This is a genomic window from Streptomyces sp. NPDC043896 (genome assembly GCF_056435605.1).
The window spans coordinates 473,344-490,140 of the sequence record NZ_JBWKEE010000001.1 but is presented as its reverse complement, the minus strand read 5'-3'; the positions used below and the strand labels follow the sequence as shown (position 1 = coordinate 490,140).

19 protein-coding genes are annotated in these 16,797 nt (G+C 72.9%); 8 read left to right on the top strand and 11 right to left on the bottom strand.

Annotated features, from left to right (window positions below):
• Positions 1–172 precede the first annotated feature (172 nt).
• Positions 173–1,285 carry a magnesium and cobalt transport protein CorA gene (locus tag AC069X_RS02330; RefSeq protein ID WP_478724184.1) on the top strand — a complete coding sequence of 371 codons (1,113 nt, stop codon included), beginning with the start codon at positions 173–175 and terminating at the stop codon, positions 1,283–1,285.
• A 54-nt stretch (positions 1,286–1,339) separates the two neighbouring features.
• Positions 1,340–1,849, top strand: a complete 510-nt coding sequence (locus AC069X_RS02325; protein ID WP_478724182.1) for a hypothetical protein — start codon at positions 1,340–1,342, stop codon at positions 1,847–1,849.
• A gap of 14 nt (positions 1,850–1,863) precedes the next feature.
• Here AC069X_RS02325 and AC069X_RS02320 read toward each other — a convergent pair whose 3' ends face one another.
• Positions 1,864–2,697, bottom strand: a complete 834-nt coding sequence (locus tag AC069X_RS02320; RefSeq protein ID WP_478724180.1) for a hypothetical protein — start codon at positions 2,695–2,697, stop codon at positions 1,864–1,866.
• A 177-nt stretch (positions 2,698–2,874) separates the two neighbouring features.
• On the opposite strand from AC069X_RS02320, the gene AC069X_RS02315 reads away from it, so the two are divergent.
• The 3 genes from AC069X_RS02315 to AC069X_RS02305 all read left to right on the top strand — a co-directional run bounded on the left by AC069X_RS02315 (position 2,875) and on the right by AC069X_RS02305 (position 6,023).
• Positions 2,875–4,146, top strand: a complete 1,272-nt coding sequence (locus AC069X_RS02315) for a magnesium transporter MgtE N-terminal domain-containing protein (protein ID WP_478724178.1) — start codon at positions 2,875–2,877, stop codon at positions 4,144–4,146.
• Positions 4,147–4,312: 166 nt separating this feature from the next.
• Positions 4,313–4,819 (top strand): DUF1003 domain-containing protein, encoded by a 507-nt coding sequence (locus AC069X_RS02310; protein ID WP_399439494.1) that lies wholly within the window; start codon positions 4,313–4,315, stop codon positions 4,817–4,819.
• An 88-nt stretch (positions 4,820–4,907) separates the two neighbouring features.
• A complete protein-coding gene (locus AC069X_RS02305) occupies positions 4,908–6,023 on the top strand; it encodes an Mrp/NBP35 family ATP-binding protein (RefSeq protein WP_478724352.1) in 1,116 nt (371 codons plus the stop codon).
• Between the two features lie 129 nt (positions 6,024–6,152).
• Here the strand turns inward: AC069X_RS02305 and AC069X_RS02300 are convergent, their stop codons facing one another.
• From AC069X_RS02300 to sigE, 5 genes are all read right to left on the bottom strand, one after another.
• Complete coding sequence (locus AC069X_RS02300) at positions 6,153–6,887, bottom strand: hypothetical protein (RefSeq protein WP_478724176.1); 735 nt, start codon at positions 6,885–6,887, stop codon at positions 6,153–6,155.
• Positions 6,888–7,023: 136 nt separating this feature from the next.
• Positions 7,024–7,473, bottom strand: a complete 450-nt coding sequence (locus tag AC069X_RS02295; RefSeq protein WP_478724174.1) for a sec-independent translocase — start codon at positions 7,471–7,473, stop codon at positions 7,024–7,026.
• Positions 7,474–7,622: 149 nt separating this feature from the next.
• Positions 7,623–8,945, bottom strand: a complete 1,323-nt coding sequence (locus AC069X_RS02290; RefSeq protein WP_478724172.1) for a S1C family serine protease — start codon at positions 8,943–8,945, stop codon at positions 7,623–7,625.
• A gap of 87 nt (positions 8,946–9,032) precedes the next feature.
• Positions 9,033–9,695: a zf-HC2 domain-containing protein gene (locus AC069X_RS02285; protein ID WP_478724170.1), complete on the bottom strand. Its 663-nt coding sequence runs from the start codon at positions 9,693–9,695 to the stop codon at positions 9,033–9,035.
• On the bottom strand, positions 9,692–10,471 hold the full coding sequence (gene sigE / locus AC069X_RS02280; protein WP_478724168.1) for an RNA polymerase sigma factor SigE: 780 nt from the start codon (positions 10,469–10,471) through the stop codon (positions 9,692–9,694). Before sigE ends, AC069X_RS02285 begins: the two co-directional genes overlap by 4 nt.
• 167 nt (positions 10,472–10,638) lie before the next feature.
• Between sigE and AC069X_RS02275 the strand changes: the two genes are divergently transcribed.
• A complete protein-coding gene (locus AC069X_RS02275) occupies positions 10,639–11,301 on the top strand; it encodes an O-methyltransferase (RefSeq protein WP_388934014.1) in 663 nt (220 codons plus the stop codon).
• Positions 11,302–11,593: 292 nt separating this feature from the next.
• Here the strand turns inward: AC069X_RS02275 and AC069X_RS02270 are convergent, their stop codons facing one another.
• Positions 11,594–11,761: a DUF3117 domain-containing protein gene (locus AC069X_RS02270; protein WP_003966491.1), complete on the bottom strand. Its 168-nt coding sequence runs from the start codon at positions 11,759–11,761 to the stop codon at positions 11,594–11,596.
• Between the two features lie 332 nt (positions 11,762–12,093).
• Between AC069X_RS02270 and chcB the strand changes: the two genes are divergently transcribed.
• On the top strand, positions 12,094–12,897 hold the full coding sequence (gene chcB / locus AC069X_RS02265; protein ID WP_478724165.1) for a 2-cyclohexenylcarbonyl CoA isomerase: 804 nt from the start codon (positions 12,094–12,096) through the stop codon (positions 12,895–12,897).
• 4 nt (positions 12,898–12,901) lie between these two features.
• Here the strand turns inward: chcB and AC069X_RS02260 are convergent, their stop codons facing one another.
• Both AC069X_RS02260 and AC069X_RS02255 read right to left on the bottom strand, forming a co-directional pair.
• Positions 12,902–13,483 carry a DNA-3-methyladenine glycosylase I gene (locus AC069X_RS02260; RefSeq protein WP_478724163.1) on the bottom strand — a complete coding sequence of 194 codons (582 nt, stop codon included), beginning with the start codon at positions 13,481–13,483 and terminating at the stop codon, positions 12,902–12,904.
• The gene (locus AC069X_RS02255; RefSeq protein WP_478724161.1) at positions 13,480–13,812 is read right to left on the bottom strand and encodes a DivIVA domain-containing protein; all 333 of its coding nucleotides are present in this window, start codon (positions 13,810–13,812) and stop codon (positions 13,480–13,482) included. The genes AC069X_RS02260 and AC069X_RS02255 overlap by 4 nt, the downstream gene beginning before the upstream one ends.
• A gap of 82 nt (positions 13,813–13,894) precedes the next feature.
• On the opposite strand from AC069X_RS02255, the gene folP reads away from it, so the two are divergent.
• On the top strand, positions 13,895–14,755 hold the full coding sequence (folP, locus tag AC069X_RS02250; protein ID WP_478724159.1) for a dihydropteroate synthase: 861 nt from the start codon (positions 13,895–13,897) through the stop codon (positions 14,753–14,755).
• Between the two features lie 94 nt (positions 14,756–14,849).
• Here the strand turns inward: folP and AC069X_RS02245 are convergent, their stop codons facing one another.
• Both AC069X_RS02245 and dapE read right to left on the bottom strand, forming a co-directional pair.
• Positions 14,850–15,608 (bottom strand): LOG family protein, encoded by a 759-nt coding sequence (locus AC069X_RS02245; RefSeq protein WP_478724157.1) that lies wholly within the window; start codon positions 15,606–15,608, stop codon positions 14,850–14,852.
• A gap of 64 nt (positions 15,609–15,672) precedes the next feature.
• Positions 15,673–16,752, bottom strand: a complete 1,080-nt coding sequence (gene dapE / locus AC069X_RS02240) for a succinyl-diaminopimelate desuccinylase (RefSeq protein WP_478724155.1) — start codon at positions 16,750–16,752, stop codon at positions 15,673–15,675.
• Between the last annotated feature and the right edge of the window lie 45 nt (positions 16,753–16,797).

Genomic DNA, 16,797 nt, shown 5'->3' with positions numbered 1-16,797 from the left:
GCGTCCTTCCAGGGCGGCTCCAGCCCCCTTTGATCTTCTGATCAGCAGAAGAGCGACGGCAGAACTTCGTCCTCCCGTCCTGTTCCCCTCTACCGGCCCCGGGTTCCGTGCCCCGGTCGCGGAGGGCCTCCCACCCGTACGGTCCGCAGCCGTGCGCGAGAAGGAGCCTGCCATGTCGATGCTGCCCTACCTCCGTGCCGCCGTCCGTCCGGCACTGCGCAAGTCCACCCCCGTCCAGCCCGGCTACGACACCACCCGCGACCCCTCGGCCAGCAGTGCGGTGGTCGACTGCGCCGTGTACCGCGACGGCCGGCGCGCCCAGGGGGACTGTCTGACGCCCGGTGAGGCGCTGCGCCGGGTCCGCGCGGACGGCGGTTTCGCCTGGATCGGCCTGCACGAGCCCACCCAGGCGGAGTTCGCGGGGATCGCCGCCACCTTCGGTCTGCACCCGCTCGCCGTGGAGGACGCGGTGCACGCGCACCAGCGGCCGAAGCTGGAGCGCTACGACGAGACCCTCTTCACCGTCTTCAAGACGATCCACTACGTCGAGCACGCCGAACTCACCGCCACCAGCGAGGTCGTGGAGACCGGCGAGGTGATGTGCTTCACGGGCCCGGACTTCGTCATCACCGTCCGGCACGGCGGGCAGGGCTCCCTGCGGAGCCTGCGCCACCGCCTCCAGGACGACCCGGAGCTGCTCTCGCGCGGCCCGTCGGCCGTTCTGCACTCCATCGCCGACCACGTCGTCGACGGGTACATCGCGGTCGCGGCGGCCGTGCAGGACGACATCGACGAGGTGGAGAGCGCGGTCTTCGCGACGCCCGCCAAGGGTGTCGCGAGGGGCGGCGACGCGGGCCGCATCTACCAGCTCAAGCGCGAGGTGCTGGAGTTCAAGCGGGCGGTGTCGCCGCTGCTGCGGCCGATGGAGCTGCTCAGCGAGCGGCCGATGCGGCTGGTGGATCCCGACATCCAGAAGTACTTCCGGGACGTGGCGGACCACCTCGCCCGGGTGCACGAGCAGGTCATCGGCTTCGACGAGCTGCTGAACTCGATCCTCCAGGCGAACCTCGCCCAGGCCTCGGTCGCGCAGAACGAGGACATGCGCAAGATCACCTCCTGGGCGGCGATCATCGCCGTCCCTACGATGATCTGCGGCGTGTACGGGATGAACTTCGACCACATGCCGGAGCTGCACTGGAAGTACGGCTATCCCCTGGTGATGGCCGCGATCGTCGGCAGCTGCTTCGCCATCCACCGGACGCTGCGGCGCAACGGCTGGCTGTAGGCCCCGGGGGCCGCCGGTCGTGGCACGCGGGAGCGCACCGCCTACGCTGTGCGCATGACTCTCAGCGCGCTCGACCTGGCCCTCGTCGAGGAGGCCTCCAAGAAGTCCGGCCTGATCTGGGTCCGGGGCACCGGTGCCGACCGGGCCCTGTGGCACGCCTGGGTGGACGGCGCCGCGCACGTGCTCGGCGACGGGCCCGGCGAGCAGCCCTTCCCCGGGCTCACCGACGGCACCTCGGCCGAGGTGACCGTGCGCAGCAAGGACAAGGGCGGCCGGCTCGTGGCCTGGACCGCGGCCGTACGGGAGCTCGTGCCCGGCAGCGACTCCTGGGAGGCCGCCGTCGCCGAGCTCAAGGGCAAGCGGCTGAACGCGCCCGACTCGGAGGCGATGACGGAGCGCTGGGCGCGCGAGTGCCGGCTGCTGCGGCTGGAGCCGGTGGCGGTGGGGCAGCTGCCGACGGGTTCGCTGGCCGCCCGGCCGGTGGGGTCCCCCGCGGTCACCCGCAGGCCGATCCCGGCGGGGCTGCCGAAGCTGCTGCTGAAGCGGAAGAAGGCCAAGCGCTAGAGGGTGTCCGCCGGTCAGCCCGTGGGGTCGGAGCCCTGGCCGGAGGGCTTCGAGGGCGTCGGCGTGGCCCCGGCGCCTGCGCCCGTGCCAGTGCCCGTGCCTGCGCCCGTGCCCTTGCCGTCCTTGGTGGTCGGCAGCTGGCTGCCGTAGTCCACGGTCTGGTCCTGCGCGGGCGCCTCCAGCGGGAAGGGCTTGCCCCACTCGGACAGCTCCACGCGGCCGGCGCCGCCCGCGCGCTCCATGAGCAGCGGGTACGGGGTGCCCTCCAGGGAGACCGACAGCTTGCCGCCCTTGCCCGCGTCCGCCGAGACGGGGACCGCCTTGGTGTGCCCGACCGTGGTGTAGGGGCCCTTGGTGAGCTTGCCCTGGAGGCCCAGCAGCCCGTCCAGCAGGACGTGCATGTCGGTGAACCCGCGGAACTGCTTGTACGAGGGGTCGGCCTCGGGCACCTTCACGTACTTGTCGCCGAGCTTGCCCGCCGAGTCCGACTGGCCCCAGAAGGCAGCGCTGGCCTTCAGGTAGAGCTGTTCGCCGACCCGCAGCAGCTGGAAGGTGTCCTCGGCCGACTTCACCTCGCCGGAGCCGCCGTCCGCTTTCAGCCGCATGTCGAGGGTGAAGGTCTTGCCGCCGGTGACGAGCGTGCCCGACAGGTGGACGGAGTTCGCCGCGCCGGCGGCGGCCTTCGCCTGTCCCTCGATCTTGTCGGGGCCGAGCTTGCCGACGCCGTTCGTGCCCTTGTCCGGGTCCGCCTTCTCCGCGCAGCCCGTCCCGGCGACGGCGAGGCCCGCGCACAGGGCACCGATGAAGGCGGCCCGGCGCAGCCGTACGGCGGGGGTGTAGGCGGTCACGGGCGCGTGCCTCTCGTCGGGGGTCGGGGCAGCAGGCAGCGTACCCCTCCGCGGCCCGGGCCCCGTCGGGCCCCCGTACACACCCCGGCCGGACGGCCCCACCAGGACGCCTTCCCCCGGCACGGGCTAGCCTGAGGCACGGCACGACTGTTGATGGACGCTCTAGGAGGCGCACGGATGGCTGCAGGCGCCCCGCGGATCTTCGTCTCGCATCTGTCGGGTGTGCCCGTCTTCGACCCCAACGGCGATCAGGTCGGCCGGGTCCGCGACCTCGTCGCGATGCTGCGGGTCGGCGGCCGCCCGCCCCGGCTGCTGGGCCTGGTGGTCGAGGTCGTCAGCCGGCGCCGGATCTTCCTGCCCATGACCCGGGTGACGGGCGTGGAGTCCGGCCAGGTCATCACCACCGGCGTCGTCAACATGCGGCGCTTCGAACAGCGCCCCACCGAGCGGCTGGTCCTCGGCGAGCTGCTTGACCGGCGGGTGCGCCTGGTGGACGGCGGCGAGGAGGTCACCGTGCTGGACGTGGCGATCCAGCAGCTGCCGGCCCGCCGCGACTGGGAGATCGACCGGATCTTCGTCCGCAAGGGCAAGGGCGGCGCGCTGCGCCGGCGCGGGGAGACCCTGACGGTGGAGTGGTCGGCGGTGTCCGGCTTCTCCCTGGAGGAGGAGGGCCAGGGCGCCGAGAGCCTGGTCGCGACCTTCGAGCAGATGCGCCCGGCGGACCTGGCCAACGTCCTGCACCACCTGACGCCGAAGCGCCGCGCCGAGGTGGCCAACGCCCTCGACGACGACCGGCTCGCGGACGTGCTGGAGGAGCTTCCGGAGGACGACCAGGTGGAGATCCTCGGGAAGCTGAAGGAGGAGCGCGCGGCCGACGTCCTGGAGGCGATGGACCCCGATGACGCGGCCGACCTGCTCTCCGAGCTGCCGGAGGAGGAGAAGGAGCGGTTGCTGACCCTGATGCAGCCGGACGACGCGGCCGACGTGCGGCGCCTGCTGTCGTACGAGGAGAACACCGCGGGCGGTCTGATGACCACGGAGCCGATCGTGCTGCGCCCGGACGCGACCGTCGCGGACGCGCTGGCCCGCGTACGCAAGTCGGACCTGTCGCCGGCGCTGGCGGCGCAGGTGTACGTCTGCCGGCCGCCGGACGAGACGCCGACGGGCAAGTACCTCGGGACGGTGCATTTCCAGCGGCTGCTGCGGGACCCTCCGTTCACGCTGGTCAGCTCCCTGGTGGACGCGGACCTGCCGCCGCTGCGCCCGGACGCCTCGCTGCCGGTGGTGACCAGCTACCTGGCCGCGTACAACATGGTGGCGGCACCCGTCGTCGACGAGAGCGGCTCGCTGCTGGGCGCGGTGACCGTCGACGACGTCCTGGATCACCTGCTGCCCGACGACTGGCGGGAGACGGACTTCCACTCCGAGGAGGCCGTGCGTGGGCACTGAGCGCGGACGGGGCGACGGGGCGCGCGAGCGGCGCCGGGAGCGGCGCGAGCAGGCCCGTGAGGGGCTCTCGGAGCGGCTGGAGGAGGCGGCCGAGCGGCTGCGCAACGAGCGGACGGAACGTTCCGCCGAACGGGCGAGGAGTGCCGCCCCCGCGGGGGCGAGCGCGCTGACGCGTTCGCGCGTACGGCTGGACCAGCCGCGCCCGGACCGCCGCAAGCTGCTGCCCGAGTACGACCCGGAGGCCTTCGGGCGGCTGTCGGAGCGGGTGGCGCGGTTCCTCGGCACGGGCCGGTTCATCGTCTGGATGACCCTGGTCATCGTGGTGTGGGTGCTGTGGAACGTCTTCGCGCCCGATCACCTGCGTTTCGACCAGTACCCGTTCATCTTCCTGACGCTGATGCTGTCCCTCCAGGCCTCGTACGCGGCCCCGCTGATCCTGCTCGCGCAGAACCGGCAGGACGACCGGGACCGGGTCACCCACGAGCAGGACCGCAAGCAGAACGAGCGGTCGATCGCGGACACCGAGTACCTGACCCGGGAGATCGCGGCGCTGCGGATGGGCCTGGGCGAGGTCGCCACCCGCGACTGGATCCGCTCGGAGTTCCAGGACCTGATCAAGGAGATGGACGAGCGGCGGCTGTTCCCGGGGGAAAGTGACGAAGGCGACCGCTGATCGGCTTACCTGAGCGCTGCTACCGAGCCGTACCATCGGGTGCATGGCTACCGAGACACCCTCCGCCGCCGTGCCGGAGCAGGACGCGATCCTGGACGCGCTGGCGACGGTCAACGACCCCGAGATCCACCGGCCGATCACCGAACTCGGCATGGTCAAATCGGTGGAGATCGGCGAGGGCGGCGCCGTCGCCGTCACGGTCTACCTCACGGTGTCGGGCTGCCCCATGCGCGAGACCATCACCAAGAACGTCACCGAGGCCGTCGAGAAGGTCGCGGGCGTCACCTCCGTCGCCGTGTCCCTGGACGTGATGAGCGACGAGCAGCGCAAGGAGCTGGCGGCCACGCTGCGCGGCGGTACCGCCGAGCGCGAGGTGCCCTTCGCCAAGCCGGGCTCGCTGACCCGTGTGTACGCGGTCGCGTCCGGCAAGGGCGGCGTCGGCAAGTCCTCCGTCACGGTCAACCTGGCGGCGGCGATGGCGGCCGACGGCCTGAAGGTCGGCGTGGTCGACGCGGACATCTACGGGCACAGCGTGCCGCGGATGCTCGGTGTGGACGGCAAGCCCACCCAGGTCGAAAACATGATCATGCCGCCGTCGGCGAACGGCGTGAAGGTGATCTCCATCGGCATGTTCACGCCGGGCAACGCCCCGGTGGTGTGGCGCGGCCCGATGCTGCACCGGGCGCTCCAGCAGTTCCTGGCGGACGTGTTCTGGGGCGACCTGGACGTGCTGCTGCTGGACCTGCCGCCGGGCACGGGCGACATCGCGATCTCGGTGGCGCAGCTGGTGCCGAACGCCGAGATCCTCGTCGTGACCACCCCGCAGCAGGCGGCCGCCGAGGTCGCGGAGCGGGCCGGGTCGATCGCGGTGCAGACGCACCAGAAGATCGTGGGCGTCGTCGAGAACATGTCGGGCCTGCCGTGCCCGCACTGCGACGAGATGGTGGACGTGTTCGGCTCGGGCGGTGGCCAGAAGGTCGCCGACGGCCTGACGAAGACGGTCGGCGCGACGGTGCCGGTGCTCGGCACGATCCCGATCGACGTCCGGCTGCGCGAGGGCGGCGACGACGGCAAGCCGGTCGTCCTGTCCGACCCGGACTCCCCGGCGGGTGCGGCGCTGCGCGCCATCGCCGGCAAGCTCGGCGGCCGCGCCCGCGGCCTCTCGGGCATGAGCCTGGGCATCACGCCGCGCAACAAGTTCTGACGGCCGGGGCGCGGGCGCTCGTGCCGCGGGGCGGCACGGGCGGGCACACCGGCACGACGGCCCGCAGGGACCGCAGGGACCGCGCAGCGTAGAGGGCACCGCCGCCAGGCGGTGCCCTTCCCCGTACCCCTACTCGTACGCGGCGAGGTCGGCGATCGCGGAGAAGCCCAGCCCGTACGCGCTCATCCCCCGCCCGTACGCCCCCAGGTGCACCCCGCTCCCGGTCGAGCCGGCCAGCACCCATCCGAACTCCGACTCGCGGTAGTGGAACGGCGTCGGCTCGCCGTCCACCGGCAGCGACAGCGTCGACCAGTCCGGCCCGGCGAGGTCGTCGGCGAGCTCCCAGGCGGCCTCCGTCTGCTGGTCCAGCCAGTCGTCGCGCCGGGCGTGGTCCATCTGCGGCGGCCAGCTGTAAGCCAGCAGCCCGGAACCGGCCAGCCAGGCCGCCGAGGAGACCGAGGTGGCCTCCAGGACGCCGGTGCCGTCGCCGCTGCGGCGCAGGGGGTTGCTGGCGACGGTGATCACGACCGCGAAGCGGTCCTTCTCGCCGGTGGCGATCTCGCCGCGGGCGGACGGCTCGTCGCCGTGGCCGGTGGAACCGTGCTCCACGGTGCCGTCGGCCCCGGTGCCGACCTGCATGAGCCAGCGGGGGCCGGTGAAGGCTCCGTCCAGCCCGTACCAGGGGAACTCGGCGTTCAGGTAGCCCGCCGCCGCCCGGCGGGCCGCCGGGACGGGGGCGGCCTCCTGGGCCTGGCCAGGGGCGGCCTGGCCGGTATGTTCCGGCGGCTCGGTCTGCGCGGGTGGTGCGTCTTCGGGGGCTTCGGCAGGCTGCGCGCCTACACGGCTGCTGCTCGTCGTCTCCATGGGCGGCCTCTCGTTCCGTGGGGTCCGGAACGGCCCTCCCCCTCGCTGCGCTGGGGGGACCCCCCTCCGCGGGCGGCCTGGGTCCGGACAGATGGAGGATAGCCATCCGGCCCCGGATCGACGGGCAGGCTGCGGCTCAGGTGGCGTCGGCGTCGAAGGGGGTGCGCGTCTCCCGGGCCGGTGCGGCGGGCTTCTTCAGCAGGTCGGGACCGGCGCCCGCGGCGGGCGCGGCGGACGGCGCGTCGGCGGCCTCGGACGGGGCGGTCTCCCGGCCGTTGACCGCGTCGGTGACCTCGTTCAGCTCCTTGCGCAGGTCGAAGCTGGTGCGCAGCTCCTGGAGGTCCTCGTTCTCGCTCAGCTGCTTGCGGATGAAGGTCTTCGGGTTCAGGTCCTCGAACTCGAAGTCCTTGAAGTCGGGGCCCAGTTCGGAGCGGATGTCCTGCTTGGCGCTGTCCGAGAACGCACGGATCTTCCGGATGAAGCCCGAGACGTCCTGGATCACCTTCGGCAGCTTGTCCGGGCCGAAGACGAGGATGGCGAGCACCACGATGGTGACCAGCTCGAGTGCGCCTATGTCGTTGAACACCTTGCCGCTCCTCGGCTCTCTCCACATCCGGCCCGGTCAACGGTACCCGCCGTTCCTTGCGCTCCCCTACGCCGGTGCGTGACCGTTCGCGGATTCACCCTGGCGTCATCCGGTGTTCGTGTCGCGGACCGCCCGCTTCCGGGGGTGGATCAGCTGCCGCCGGCCGAGCCGAGGACGACTTCCAGGGTGCGTTCCCTGCCGTCCCGCAGCAGGGTCAGGCCGAGGCGGTCGCCGGGCCGGTGGGCCCTGATCTTGACGATCAGCTCGTCGCCGCCGTGCACGCGTACGCCGTCCACCTTGGTGATCACGTCGCCGGCCTTGATGCCGGCGCGGGCGGCGGGCCCGTCGGCGACCACGGAGGGTGTGCCGTCCTCGCCCTTGGTGTCGACCCGGGCTCCGTCTCCCGTGTACTCCATGTCCAGGGTGACGCCGATGACGGGGTGGGTGGCGTGGCCGGACCGGATGAGCTCCTCGGCGACCCGCTTGCCCTGGTTGACGGGGATGGCGAAGCCGAGGCCGATGCTGCCGCTCTGGCGGGTAGGGTCGTCGCCGTCCTCTCCCTTGTCGGCGCCGCGGATGGCGCTGTTGATGCCGATCACGTGGGCGCGGGAGTCGAGGAGCGGGCCGCCGGAGTTGCCGGGGTTGATGGGGGCGTCGGTCTGGAGGGCGTCGACGTAGCTGACGTCGCTGCCGTCGCGCTTGCCGCCGCCGGCGGTGATGGGGCGGCCGGTGGCGCTGATGATGCCCGAGGTGACCGTGTTGGAGAGGTCGAAGGGGGCCCCGATGGCCACGACCGGGTCGCCGACGCGGACGTTCTCGGAGTTCCCGAGCGCCAGCGGGCGCAGGCCCCGGACGCCGCTGACCTTCACCACGGCCAGGTCGTAGCCGCCGTCGCGGCCGACCAGCTCGGCGGTGACGCTCTCGCCGGTGCTGAAGGTGACCGTCACGTCGCGGGCGTCGGCGACGACGTGGCTGTTGGTCAGGATGTGGCCCTGCTCGTCGAGCACGAAGCCGGTCCCGGTGCCGCTGCCGCCGCCCCCGCTGACGTGCAGCGTGACCACGCCGGGCAGGGCGGTGGCCGCGATGCCGGCCACGCTGTCGGGGGCCCGGCCCTTGTTGTCGGCGGCGGCCTGCGGGAGCTCCAGGCGGGTGCCGGCGCGCCGCTCGGCGAGGATGCCGAGGTAGCCGCCGACGCAGCCCGCGAGGACGGCGACGAGGGCGCCCACGAGGGCCAGCTGCCACAGGGCCGGAGCGCGGCGCGCCCTGCCGTGGTCGACGACCTGGAGCGGACCGGCGGCCCAGGGGTCGTAGCGGGGTCCCGTCCGGGGGGCGGCGGCTTCCGGGGCGGGAGCGGGCTCCTCCGGGGTGCCGGCGGTCTCCGGCTCCGGGCCCGGCTCCGGGCCCGGCTCCGGGAGGCCGGCGGGCCGGCTCCACCACGTCGGAGCCGGACCGTCGTGCTGGCTGTCGGACATGGGCGCTCCCCCCGCGGGCCTGGCGCACCGCGGGCGGCGCGTGTGCCGCAGATTCAACCAGGTGCCCGGGCCCCTCGGGGGCCCGGGTCAGCGGGAGAGCGAAACCGGCTGCGCCGTCGCCGGGGCCGAGGAGGCCGCCGTGGGGAGCTGCCCCACGGGGACGGCCGCCGTCGGAGGGACGGGGGTGGGCACCCGGTCGCGGACGAAGGCGTCGGTCAGCGGCACCGAGGGTCCGGGCCTGGTCGCGGGCGCCTCCCCCCGGGCGTTCGGCTCGACCCCGTCCAGCGGCAGCGCGCCGCCGAGCGCGATCGCGGCCAGCGACACGGCTCCCGCCGCCACGAAGGCGAAGCGGCGTCTGGGACGGCCCACCTCGTGGATACGGAAACCCTCGCGCGGGGCGGCCGGAGCGGAGTACCCGAACGAGGAGAACGGGTCGACACCCGGAGCCGGGGGCGCGAGCGGAGCCCCCGGTCCTCCGGCCGGCCCGGCCGGCCCCGCGGGCCCGTCGGGGCCCGCTCCCGGCAGCCCCTGGAGCCGGGCCAGCAGCCCGGCGGACAGCGGCGGCGGGGCGCTCTCCACGAACAGGGTCTTCAGCCTGCGCTGCGCGTCGGCCTCGGCCTTGCACTTGGCGCAGGTCGCCAGGTGTGCCAGCACCCGCTCGCGCGCGTCGTGCTTCAACTCCCCGTCCACCAGGGCGGCGAGCCGGTCGCCCAGGTGCTGTTCGGCGGGGGAGGGACTGGCTCCGCTCACTCGGCTCCGCCCTCTCCCCCGGCGCCCGGGGCGCCCACGGCCACGCCCGCCAGCGCGCGCTGCTCCGCGCGGGCCTCGGGAGAGCGGTGCTTGAGCGCCTTGCGCAGGTGCGAGCGGCCACGGTGGATACGGCTGCGGACGGTGCCGAGCTTCACGCCGAGGGTGGCGGCAATCTCCTCGTAGGAGAGGCCCTCGATGTCACAGAGCACCACGGCGGCGCGGAACTCGGGCGCGAGGGTGTCCAGCGCCTGCTGCACGTCGGCGTCGAAGTGGGTGTCGTGGAGGACCTGCTGGGGGGACGGCTCACGGCTCGGCAGCCGCTCCGCGGCGTCGTCGCCGAGCGCGTCGAAGCGGATCCGCTGCTTGCGGCGCACCATGTCCAGGAAGAGGTTGGTGGTGATGCGGTGCAGCCAGCCCTCGAAGGTGCCGGGCGTGTAGGTGGACAGCGAGCGGAAGACGCGGACGAAGACTTCCTGCGTCAGGTCCTCGGCGTCGTGCTGGTTGCCCGTCAGGCGGTAGGCGAGGCGGTAGACCCGCGCGCTGTGCGTGCTGACGATCTCCTCCCATGTGGGAGGGGTCCACGCCTGGGAGCCCGCATCGGCGGCAAAGGTCGCGGTGGTCGCGGTGTGGGCGGTGTGGAAGCGGTCAGCAGTGTAGGTCACGGATTTCGGCTCACCCGCCGACCAGAAGAGACGTCTCAGGACGCCTCCACGATCCACAGGCGCAGCCGCACCTCCCCTGTCGGCTCTGGTGGTGTCCAGTGGAGCCCCTACCATAGCCACCCCTCCCGTCAGCTCTGGATAAGCATTTTTGCAGTAACTTTGCACGAGCCTCGGGGTCCGGACCGCCGATCTGCCCGCAGCCGTCCCCTCTATCCCGCCTCTCACCCTCCCAACGCCCGGTCCCATCTGCGGGTTCCCGACGTCAGCGGATACAGTCACCGTTGCGCCAACTATGGGGACAGGAGAGGGTCATTAGCGGCAACCGGCAGACGAGCTGGGCGTTCGCCGACGCGTTTGTCGCCGAGGACGACGCCCTGCGATGGGCCCGAGACCGGTCCAGGGAAGCGGGCCTGCGGTCCGTGTCCCCCGGCACCGGGGCCGCGCTGCGCCTGCTCGCCGCCACCGCGGACGCCAAGGCGGTCGCCGAGATCGGCACCGGCACCGGCGTCTCGGGGATCCACCTGCTGCACGGGATGCGTCCGGACGGGGTCCTGACCACGGTGGACCCCGAAGCGGACCGCCAGGCCTTCGCCCGCCAGGCGTTCCGCGCGGCCGGCTTCGCGGGGAACCGCGCGCGGTTCATCCCCGGGCGGGCGCTGGACGTGCTGCCGCGGCTCGCCGACGGCGGGTACGACCTGGTCTTCTGCGACGGCGATCCCGCCGAGTCCCTCGACTACCTCGCGGAATCGTTGCGGCTCCTGCGCCCCGGGGGGCTGGTGTGCTTCGAGGGGGTCTTCGCCGACGGGCGGACGGTGGACTCCGCGGCGCAGCCGGTGGAGGTGATCCGGGTGCGGGAGTTGCTGCGCAGCGTGCGGGAGAGTCCGGCGCTGGAGGCCGCGCTGCTCCCGGTGGGTGACGGGCTCCTCTGCGCCGTACGGCGCTGACCCGGCCGGTCGAGGTCCGGGCGGCGGCCCCTGGCCGGCCCGGGCGGCGGTACCGCCGCCCGGGGGCGGTACCCCTGCCCCCCTTCGCCCGTTCCCCGGTGGCGCGCGTAGCCCCGCCGGCGATCGAGGCGCGGTGACGCCGTGTCCGCAGCCGCGCCCGGCGCTTGAGCCCGGGAGGCCCGCCAGGGCCGAGGGGCGCGAGGGGCGCGAGCGGCGCGAGGGGCGCGACAAAAGAGAACCCCGCCCCCGCCGCGCGGGCGGCAGGGGCGGGGCAAGATCAAGTGGCCGAGGCTCAGCCGACGACCTTCTTCAGGGCGTCACCCAGGGCGTCCGCCTCGTCCGGCGTCAGCTCGACGACAAGCCGACCGCCGCCTTCGAGCGGTACGCGCATGACGATGCCTCGCCCCTCCTTGGTGACCTCGAGCGGGCCGTCGCCCGTCCGCGGCTTCATGGCCGCCATGCTCGTTCCCCTTCCTGAAACCAGCTCATCGTCAGCCGACGGCCCCGTTCAGGCGCCTAGTACCCGGCATCGAACACATTGCTTCCCAGCCATTATCCCGCATGTCAGGACCCGATGACCAACATCGGAAGGGAACGCTTGGGCAACGCGCTCGGCCAAAACCACTCATTTCGGGGATCCGCCTGCGATACTGCGCCGCTGCCCCCAGGGGTAGGGCTCCGCTTTGTTTGACGCACATCACATGCCCGCCCCCGGTCGCGTCCGCCATGCTGGCCCTTGCACCGGCCGGTACCGGCCTGTAGCCAAGCCCGCGACGAAGGGGGACCCCCGCCATGGCCGACAGCGTGCTCTACGAAGTGACCGACGGACTCGCGACCGTCACGATCAACCGGCCCGACGCGATGAACGCCATGAACACGGAGGCGAAGGTCGCCCTGCGCGACGCCGTCCAGGCGGCGGCCGCCGACACCGCCGTCCGGGCGGTCCTGCTCACCGCCGCCGGCAACCGCGCCTTCTGCGTGGGCCAGGACCTCAAGGAGCACATCGGGAACCTGGCGGCGGACCGCGAGAGCGGCTCGAAGCTCACGATGAGCACCGTCTCCGAGCACTACAACCCGATCGTGCGGGCCCTGACGGAGATGCCCAAGCCCGTCGTGGCCGGGGTGAACGGCGTCGCGGCCGGGGCCGGCTTCGGCTTCGCGCTCGCGGCGGACTTCCGCGTGGTCGCGGACACGGCGTCCTTCAACACCTCCTTCGCCGGCGTCGCGCTGACCGCCGACTCCGGGGTGTCGTGGACCCTGCCCCGCCTGATCGGTGCCTCCCGGGCCTCCGACCTGCTGCTGTTCCCGCGCTCGATCAAGGCGCAGGAGGCGTACGACCTGGGCATCGTCAACCGTCTGGTCCCGTCGGACTCCCTGCACGCGGAGGCCGAGGCCGTGGCCCGCGCCCTCGCCTCCGGCCCGACCGTGGCCTACGCGGCCCTGAAGGAGTCCTTGGCGTACGGGGCCTCGCACTCGCTGTCCGAGGCCCTGGAGCGGGAGGACGTCCTCCAGACCCGCGCGGGCGCCTCCGAGGACCACTCCATCGCGGTGCAGGCCTTCCTCGCGAAGCAGCCGCCGGAGTACCTGGGGCGCTGACGGCTCACGCCTCGCGGGACACGCAGCCCGCGAGGTGGTCGTTGACCAGGCCGCACGCCTGCATCAGGGCGTAGGCCGTGGTCGGCCCGACGAAGCGGATGCCCGCCTTCTTCAGGGCCTTGGCCAGGGCCGTGGACTCCGGGGTCACCGCCGGCACGTCGGCGGTGCTCCTCGGGGCGCGGCCCGGCCTCTCGGGGGCGTGGGACCAGATCAGCTCGTCCAGCTGCCCCGCTTCCCAGCCGGCCAGCACCTTCGCGTTGGCGAGGGTGGCCTCGATCTTGGCCCGGTTGCGGATGATCCCCTCGTCGGCCATCAGCCGTTCGGCGTCGGCCGGGCCGAATTCCGCGACCGCCGCGATCCGGAAGTCCGAGAAGGCCTTACGGAAGCCCTCGCGCCGGCGCAGGATCGTCAGCCAGGACAGCCCGGACTGGAAGGCCTCCAGGCACAGCCGCTCGTACAGCGCGTCGTCCCCGTGGACGGGCTTGCCCCATTCGGTGTCGTGGTAGACGACGTAGTCCTCCGTGGAGAGCCCCCACGGGCAGCGCAGGCCGCCGTCCGGGCCGGCGGTCAGGCCCGCGCCGCTCACCGCTCGTCCTTGCCGAGGTCGACGCGGCCCTCGGGGGCGGCCGGGGTGCGCGCGGCGGTCAGCTCCGCGATCCGCGCGTCCCGCTCGGCCAGCTCGGCCGCGAGCCGGTCCAGTACGTCGTCCACCTCGGCCATCCGGTAGCCGCGCGGCGCGACCGGCAGGCGCAGGGCGTCGATGTCCGCCCGTACCACCGGCCGGCTCTCCGGGAGCGCGTCGGCCACCCGGTCCGGCTCGGCCTCGGGCAGCACGGCCTCCGTCCCGCCGCCGACCACCGCGAGGGTGACCGCGGCCACGACCACGACCAGCGCGATCAGCAAGAACCAGAACACGATCAACTCCCCTGAGAGACTCCGGCCACCAGGTTAAGGTCGCAGACGAGGCGCGAGGGTCGCCGAAGGAGGAAAGAGCAGGATGCTGCGACTGGGCAGGCGCGAGTTCGACACCCACGAGCCGGTGATCATGGCCATCGTGAACCGCACCCCGGACTCCTTCTACGACCAGGGCGCGACCTTCCGCGACGAGCCCGCCCTCGACCGGGTGGAGCAGGCGGTGGCCGAGGGCGCCGCGATCATCGACATCGGCGGGGTCAAGGCCGGTCCGGGCGAGCACGTGGACGCGGCGGAGGAGGCCCGGCGCACGGTCGGCTTCGTGGCGGAGGTCCGCCGCCGCCACCCGGACGTGGTGATCAGCGTGGACACCTGGCGGCACGAGGTCGGCGAGGCGGTCTGCGAGGCCGGGGCGGACGTACTGAACGACGCGTGGGGCGGGGTGGACCCGCGGCTGGCGGAGGTCGCCGCGCGCCACGGCGCGGGGATCGTGTGCACCCACGCGGGCGGGGTGGAGCCGCGTACGCGTCCGCACCGGACCTCGTACGAGGACGTGATGGAGGACATCCTGCGCGTCACGGTCGGGCTCGCGGAGCGGGCCGCGGCCCTCGGGGTGCCCCGGGAGTCGATCATGATCGATCCGGGCCACGACTTCGGGAAGAACACCAGGCACTCGCTCGAAGCCACCCGCCGCCTCGCGGAGATGACCGAAACCGGTTGGCCGGTACTGGTGTCGCTGTCCAACAAGGACTTCGTCGGCGAGACCCTCGACAAGCCGGTCAAGGAACGCCTGCTGGGCACCCTGGCGACCACGGCCGTCTCGGCCTGGCTCGGCGCCCAGGTCTACCGCGTGCACGAGGTCGCGGAGACGAAGCAGATCCTCGACATGGTCCGCTCCATCCAGGGCCACCGCCCGCCGGCCGTGGCCCGCCGCGGGCTGGCCTGAGGGCCGCAGGACACGGAACGGCCCGGGGGCCGAACCGCCGCGGACCGGCCCGAGGGCCGCCGGCCGCGCCGCCCGGGCGGCGCGGCCGCCGCCGCTACTTGCCGACTTCCTTCGTCACCAGCGCGATGGCCTCGTCCACGTCGTCGGTGACGTGGAAGAGGTAGAGGTCCTTCTCCGAGGCCTTGCCCTGCGCGATGACCGTGTTGCGCAGCCAGTCGATCAGACCGCCCCAGTACTCCGTGCCGAACAGCACGATGGGGAACCTGGTGATCTTCTGGGTCTGCACGAGGGTCAGCGCCTCGAACATCTCGTCCAGGGTGCCGAGTCCGCCCGGCAGCACCACGAACCCCTGGCTGTACTTCACGAACATCGTCTTGCGGACGAAGAAGTACCGGAAGTTCAGCCCGAGGTCGACGTGCTGGTTGAGCCCCTGCTCGAAGGGCAGCTCGATGCCCAGGCCGACGGAGATGCCGTTCGCCTCGCGGGCGCCCTTGTTGGCCGCCTCCATCGCGCCCGGACCGCCGCCCGTGATCACCGCGAAGCCGGCGTCGACGAGCGCGCTGCCGATCCGTACGCCCGCCTCGTACTCCGGCGAGTCCACCGGGGTGCGGGCGGAGCCGAACACGCTGATCGCGGGCGGCAGCTCCGCCAGGGTTCCGAAGCCCTCGATGAACTCCGACTGGATGCGCAGGACCCGCCAGGGATCGGTGTGCACCCACTCGGAGGGCCCTGCGGAGTCCAGCAGCCGCTGGTCCGTCGTGCTGCCCGCCTGCACCTGGCCCCGCCTGCGCAGCACCGGCCCGAGCTGCTGCTCCTCGGGCCGACGGCGGGCCGAACCTTCGGGGTTGCCCATGATGTGCTCCCTCCTGCTGATCGTTGGATCAGGTTAGGCGCACAAAAGTGACGGGAGGGGGAATTTACGAGGTCAGCCAGGCGCGGAGTCGTTCCTCGCAGTGCAGGATGGCCTTCGTCTCGACGCGCTCGTCGACCTTGTGGGCCAGCAGCGCGTCGCCCGGGCCGTAGTTGACCGCCGGGACGCCGAGCGCGCTGAAGCGGGAGACGTCCGTCCAGCCGAACTTCGGCATGGGCCGGCCGCCGACCGCGTCCATGAAGGCCGCGGCCGCCGGGTGGGACAGGCCGGGCAGGGCGCCGCCGGAGGAGTCGTCGATCACGAACTCGGCGACGGCGCAGTCCGCGAAGACCTCCTGTACGTGGGCCAGCGCGTCGGCCTCGCTGCGGTCGGGGGCGTAGCGGAAGTTCACGGTGACCGTGCAGGCGTCGGGGATGACGTTGTTGGCGACGCCGCCCTCGATGCGGACGGCGTTGAGGCCCTCGTGGTACTCCAGGCCGTCGATGACGGGCTTGCGCGGCTCGTACGCGGCCAGCTTCGCCAGGATGGGGCCGGCGGCGTGGATGGCGTTGGAGCCCATCCAGCTGCGCGCGGAGTGGGCGCGCTCGCCCTCGGTGCGCAGGAGCACGCGCAGGGTGCCCTGGCAGCCGCCCTCGACCTCGGCGTTGGAGGGCTCCAGCAGCACGGCGAAGTCGCCCGCCAGCCAGTCGGGGTGGGCGTCGGCGACCTTGCCGAGGCCGTTGAGGTCGGCGGCGACCTCTTCCTGGTCGTAGAAGACGAAGGTGAGGTCCCGGTTCGGCTCCGGGACGGTCGCGGCGATCCTCAGCTGCACGGCGACCCCGGACTTCATGTCCGTCGTGCCGCAGCCCCACAGGACGCCGTTGTCGTCCAGGCGGGACGGGACGTTGTCGGCGATCGGCACGGTGTCGAGGTGGCCGGCGAGTACGACGCGCTCGGCGCGGCCGAGGTGCGTACGGGCGACGACGTTGTTGCCGAGGCGGTCGACGGTGAGGTGCGGGAGGGCGCGCAGCGCGTCTTCCACGAGGTCGGCGAGCACCTTCTCGTCGCCGCTCACGGAGGGGATGTCGACGAGCCGGGCGGTCAGCTCGGCAGCGTCCAGGGTGAGGTCCAGCTCGGATTCGGACATGGAACTGACCCTAACGCCCCGGGATGGGCGGGAACCTGGAGCGTC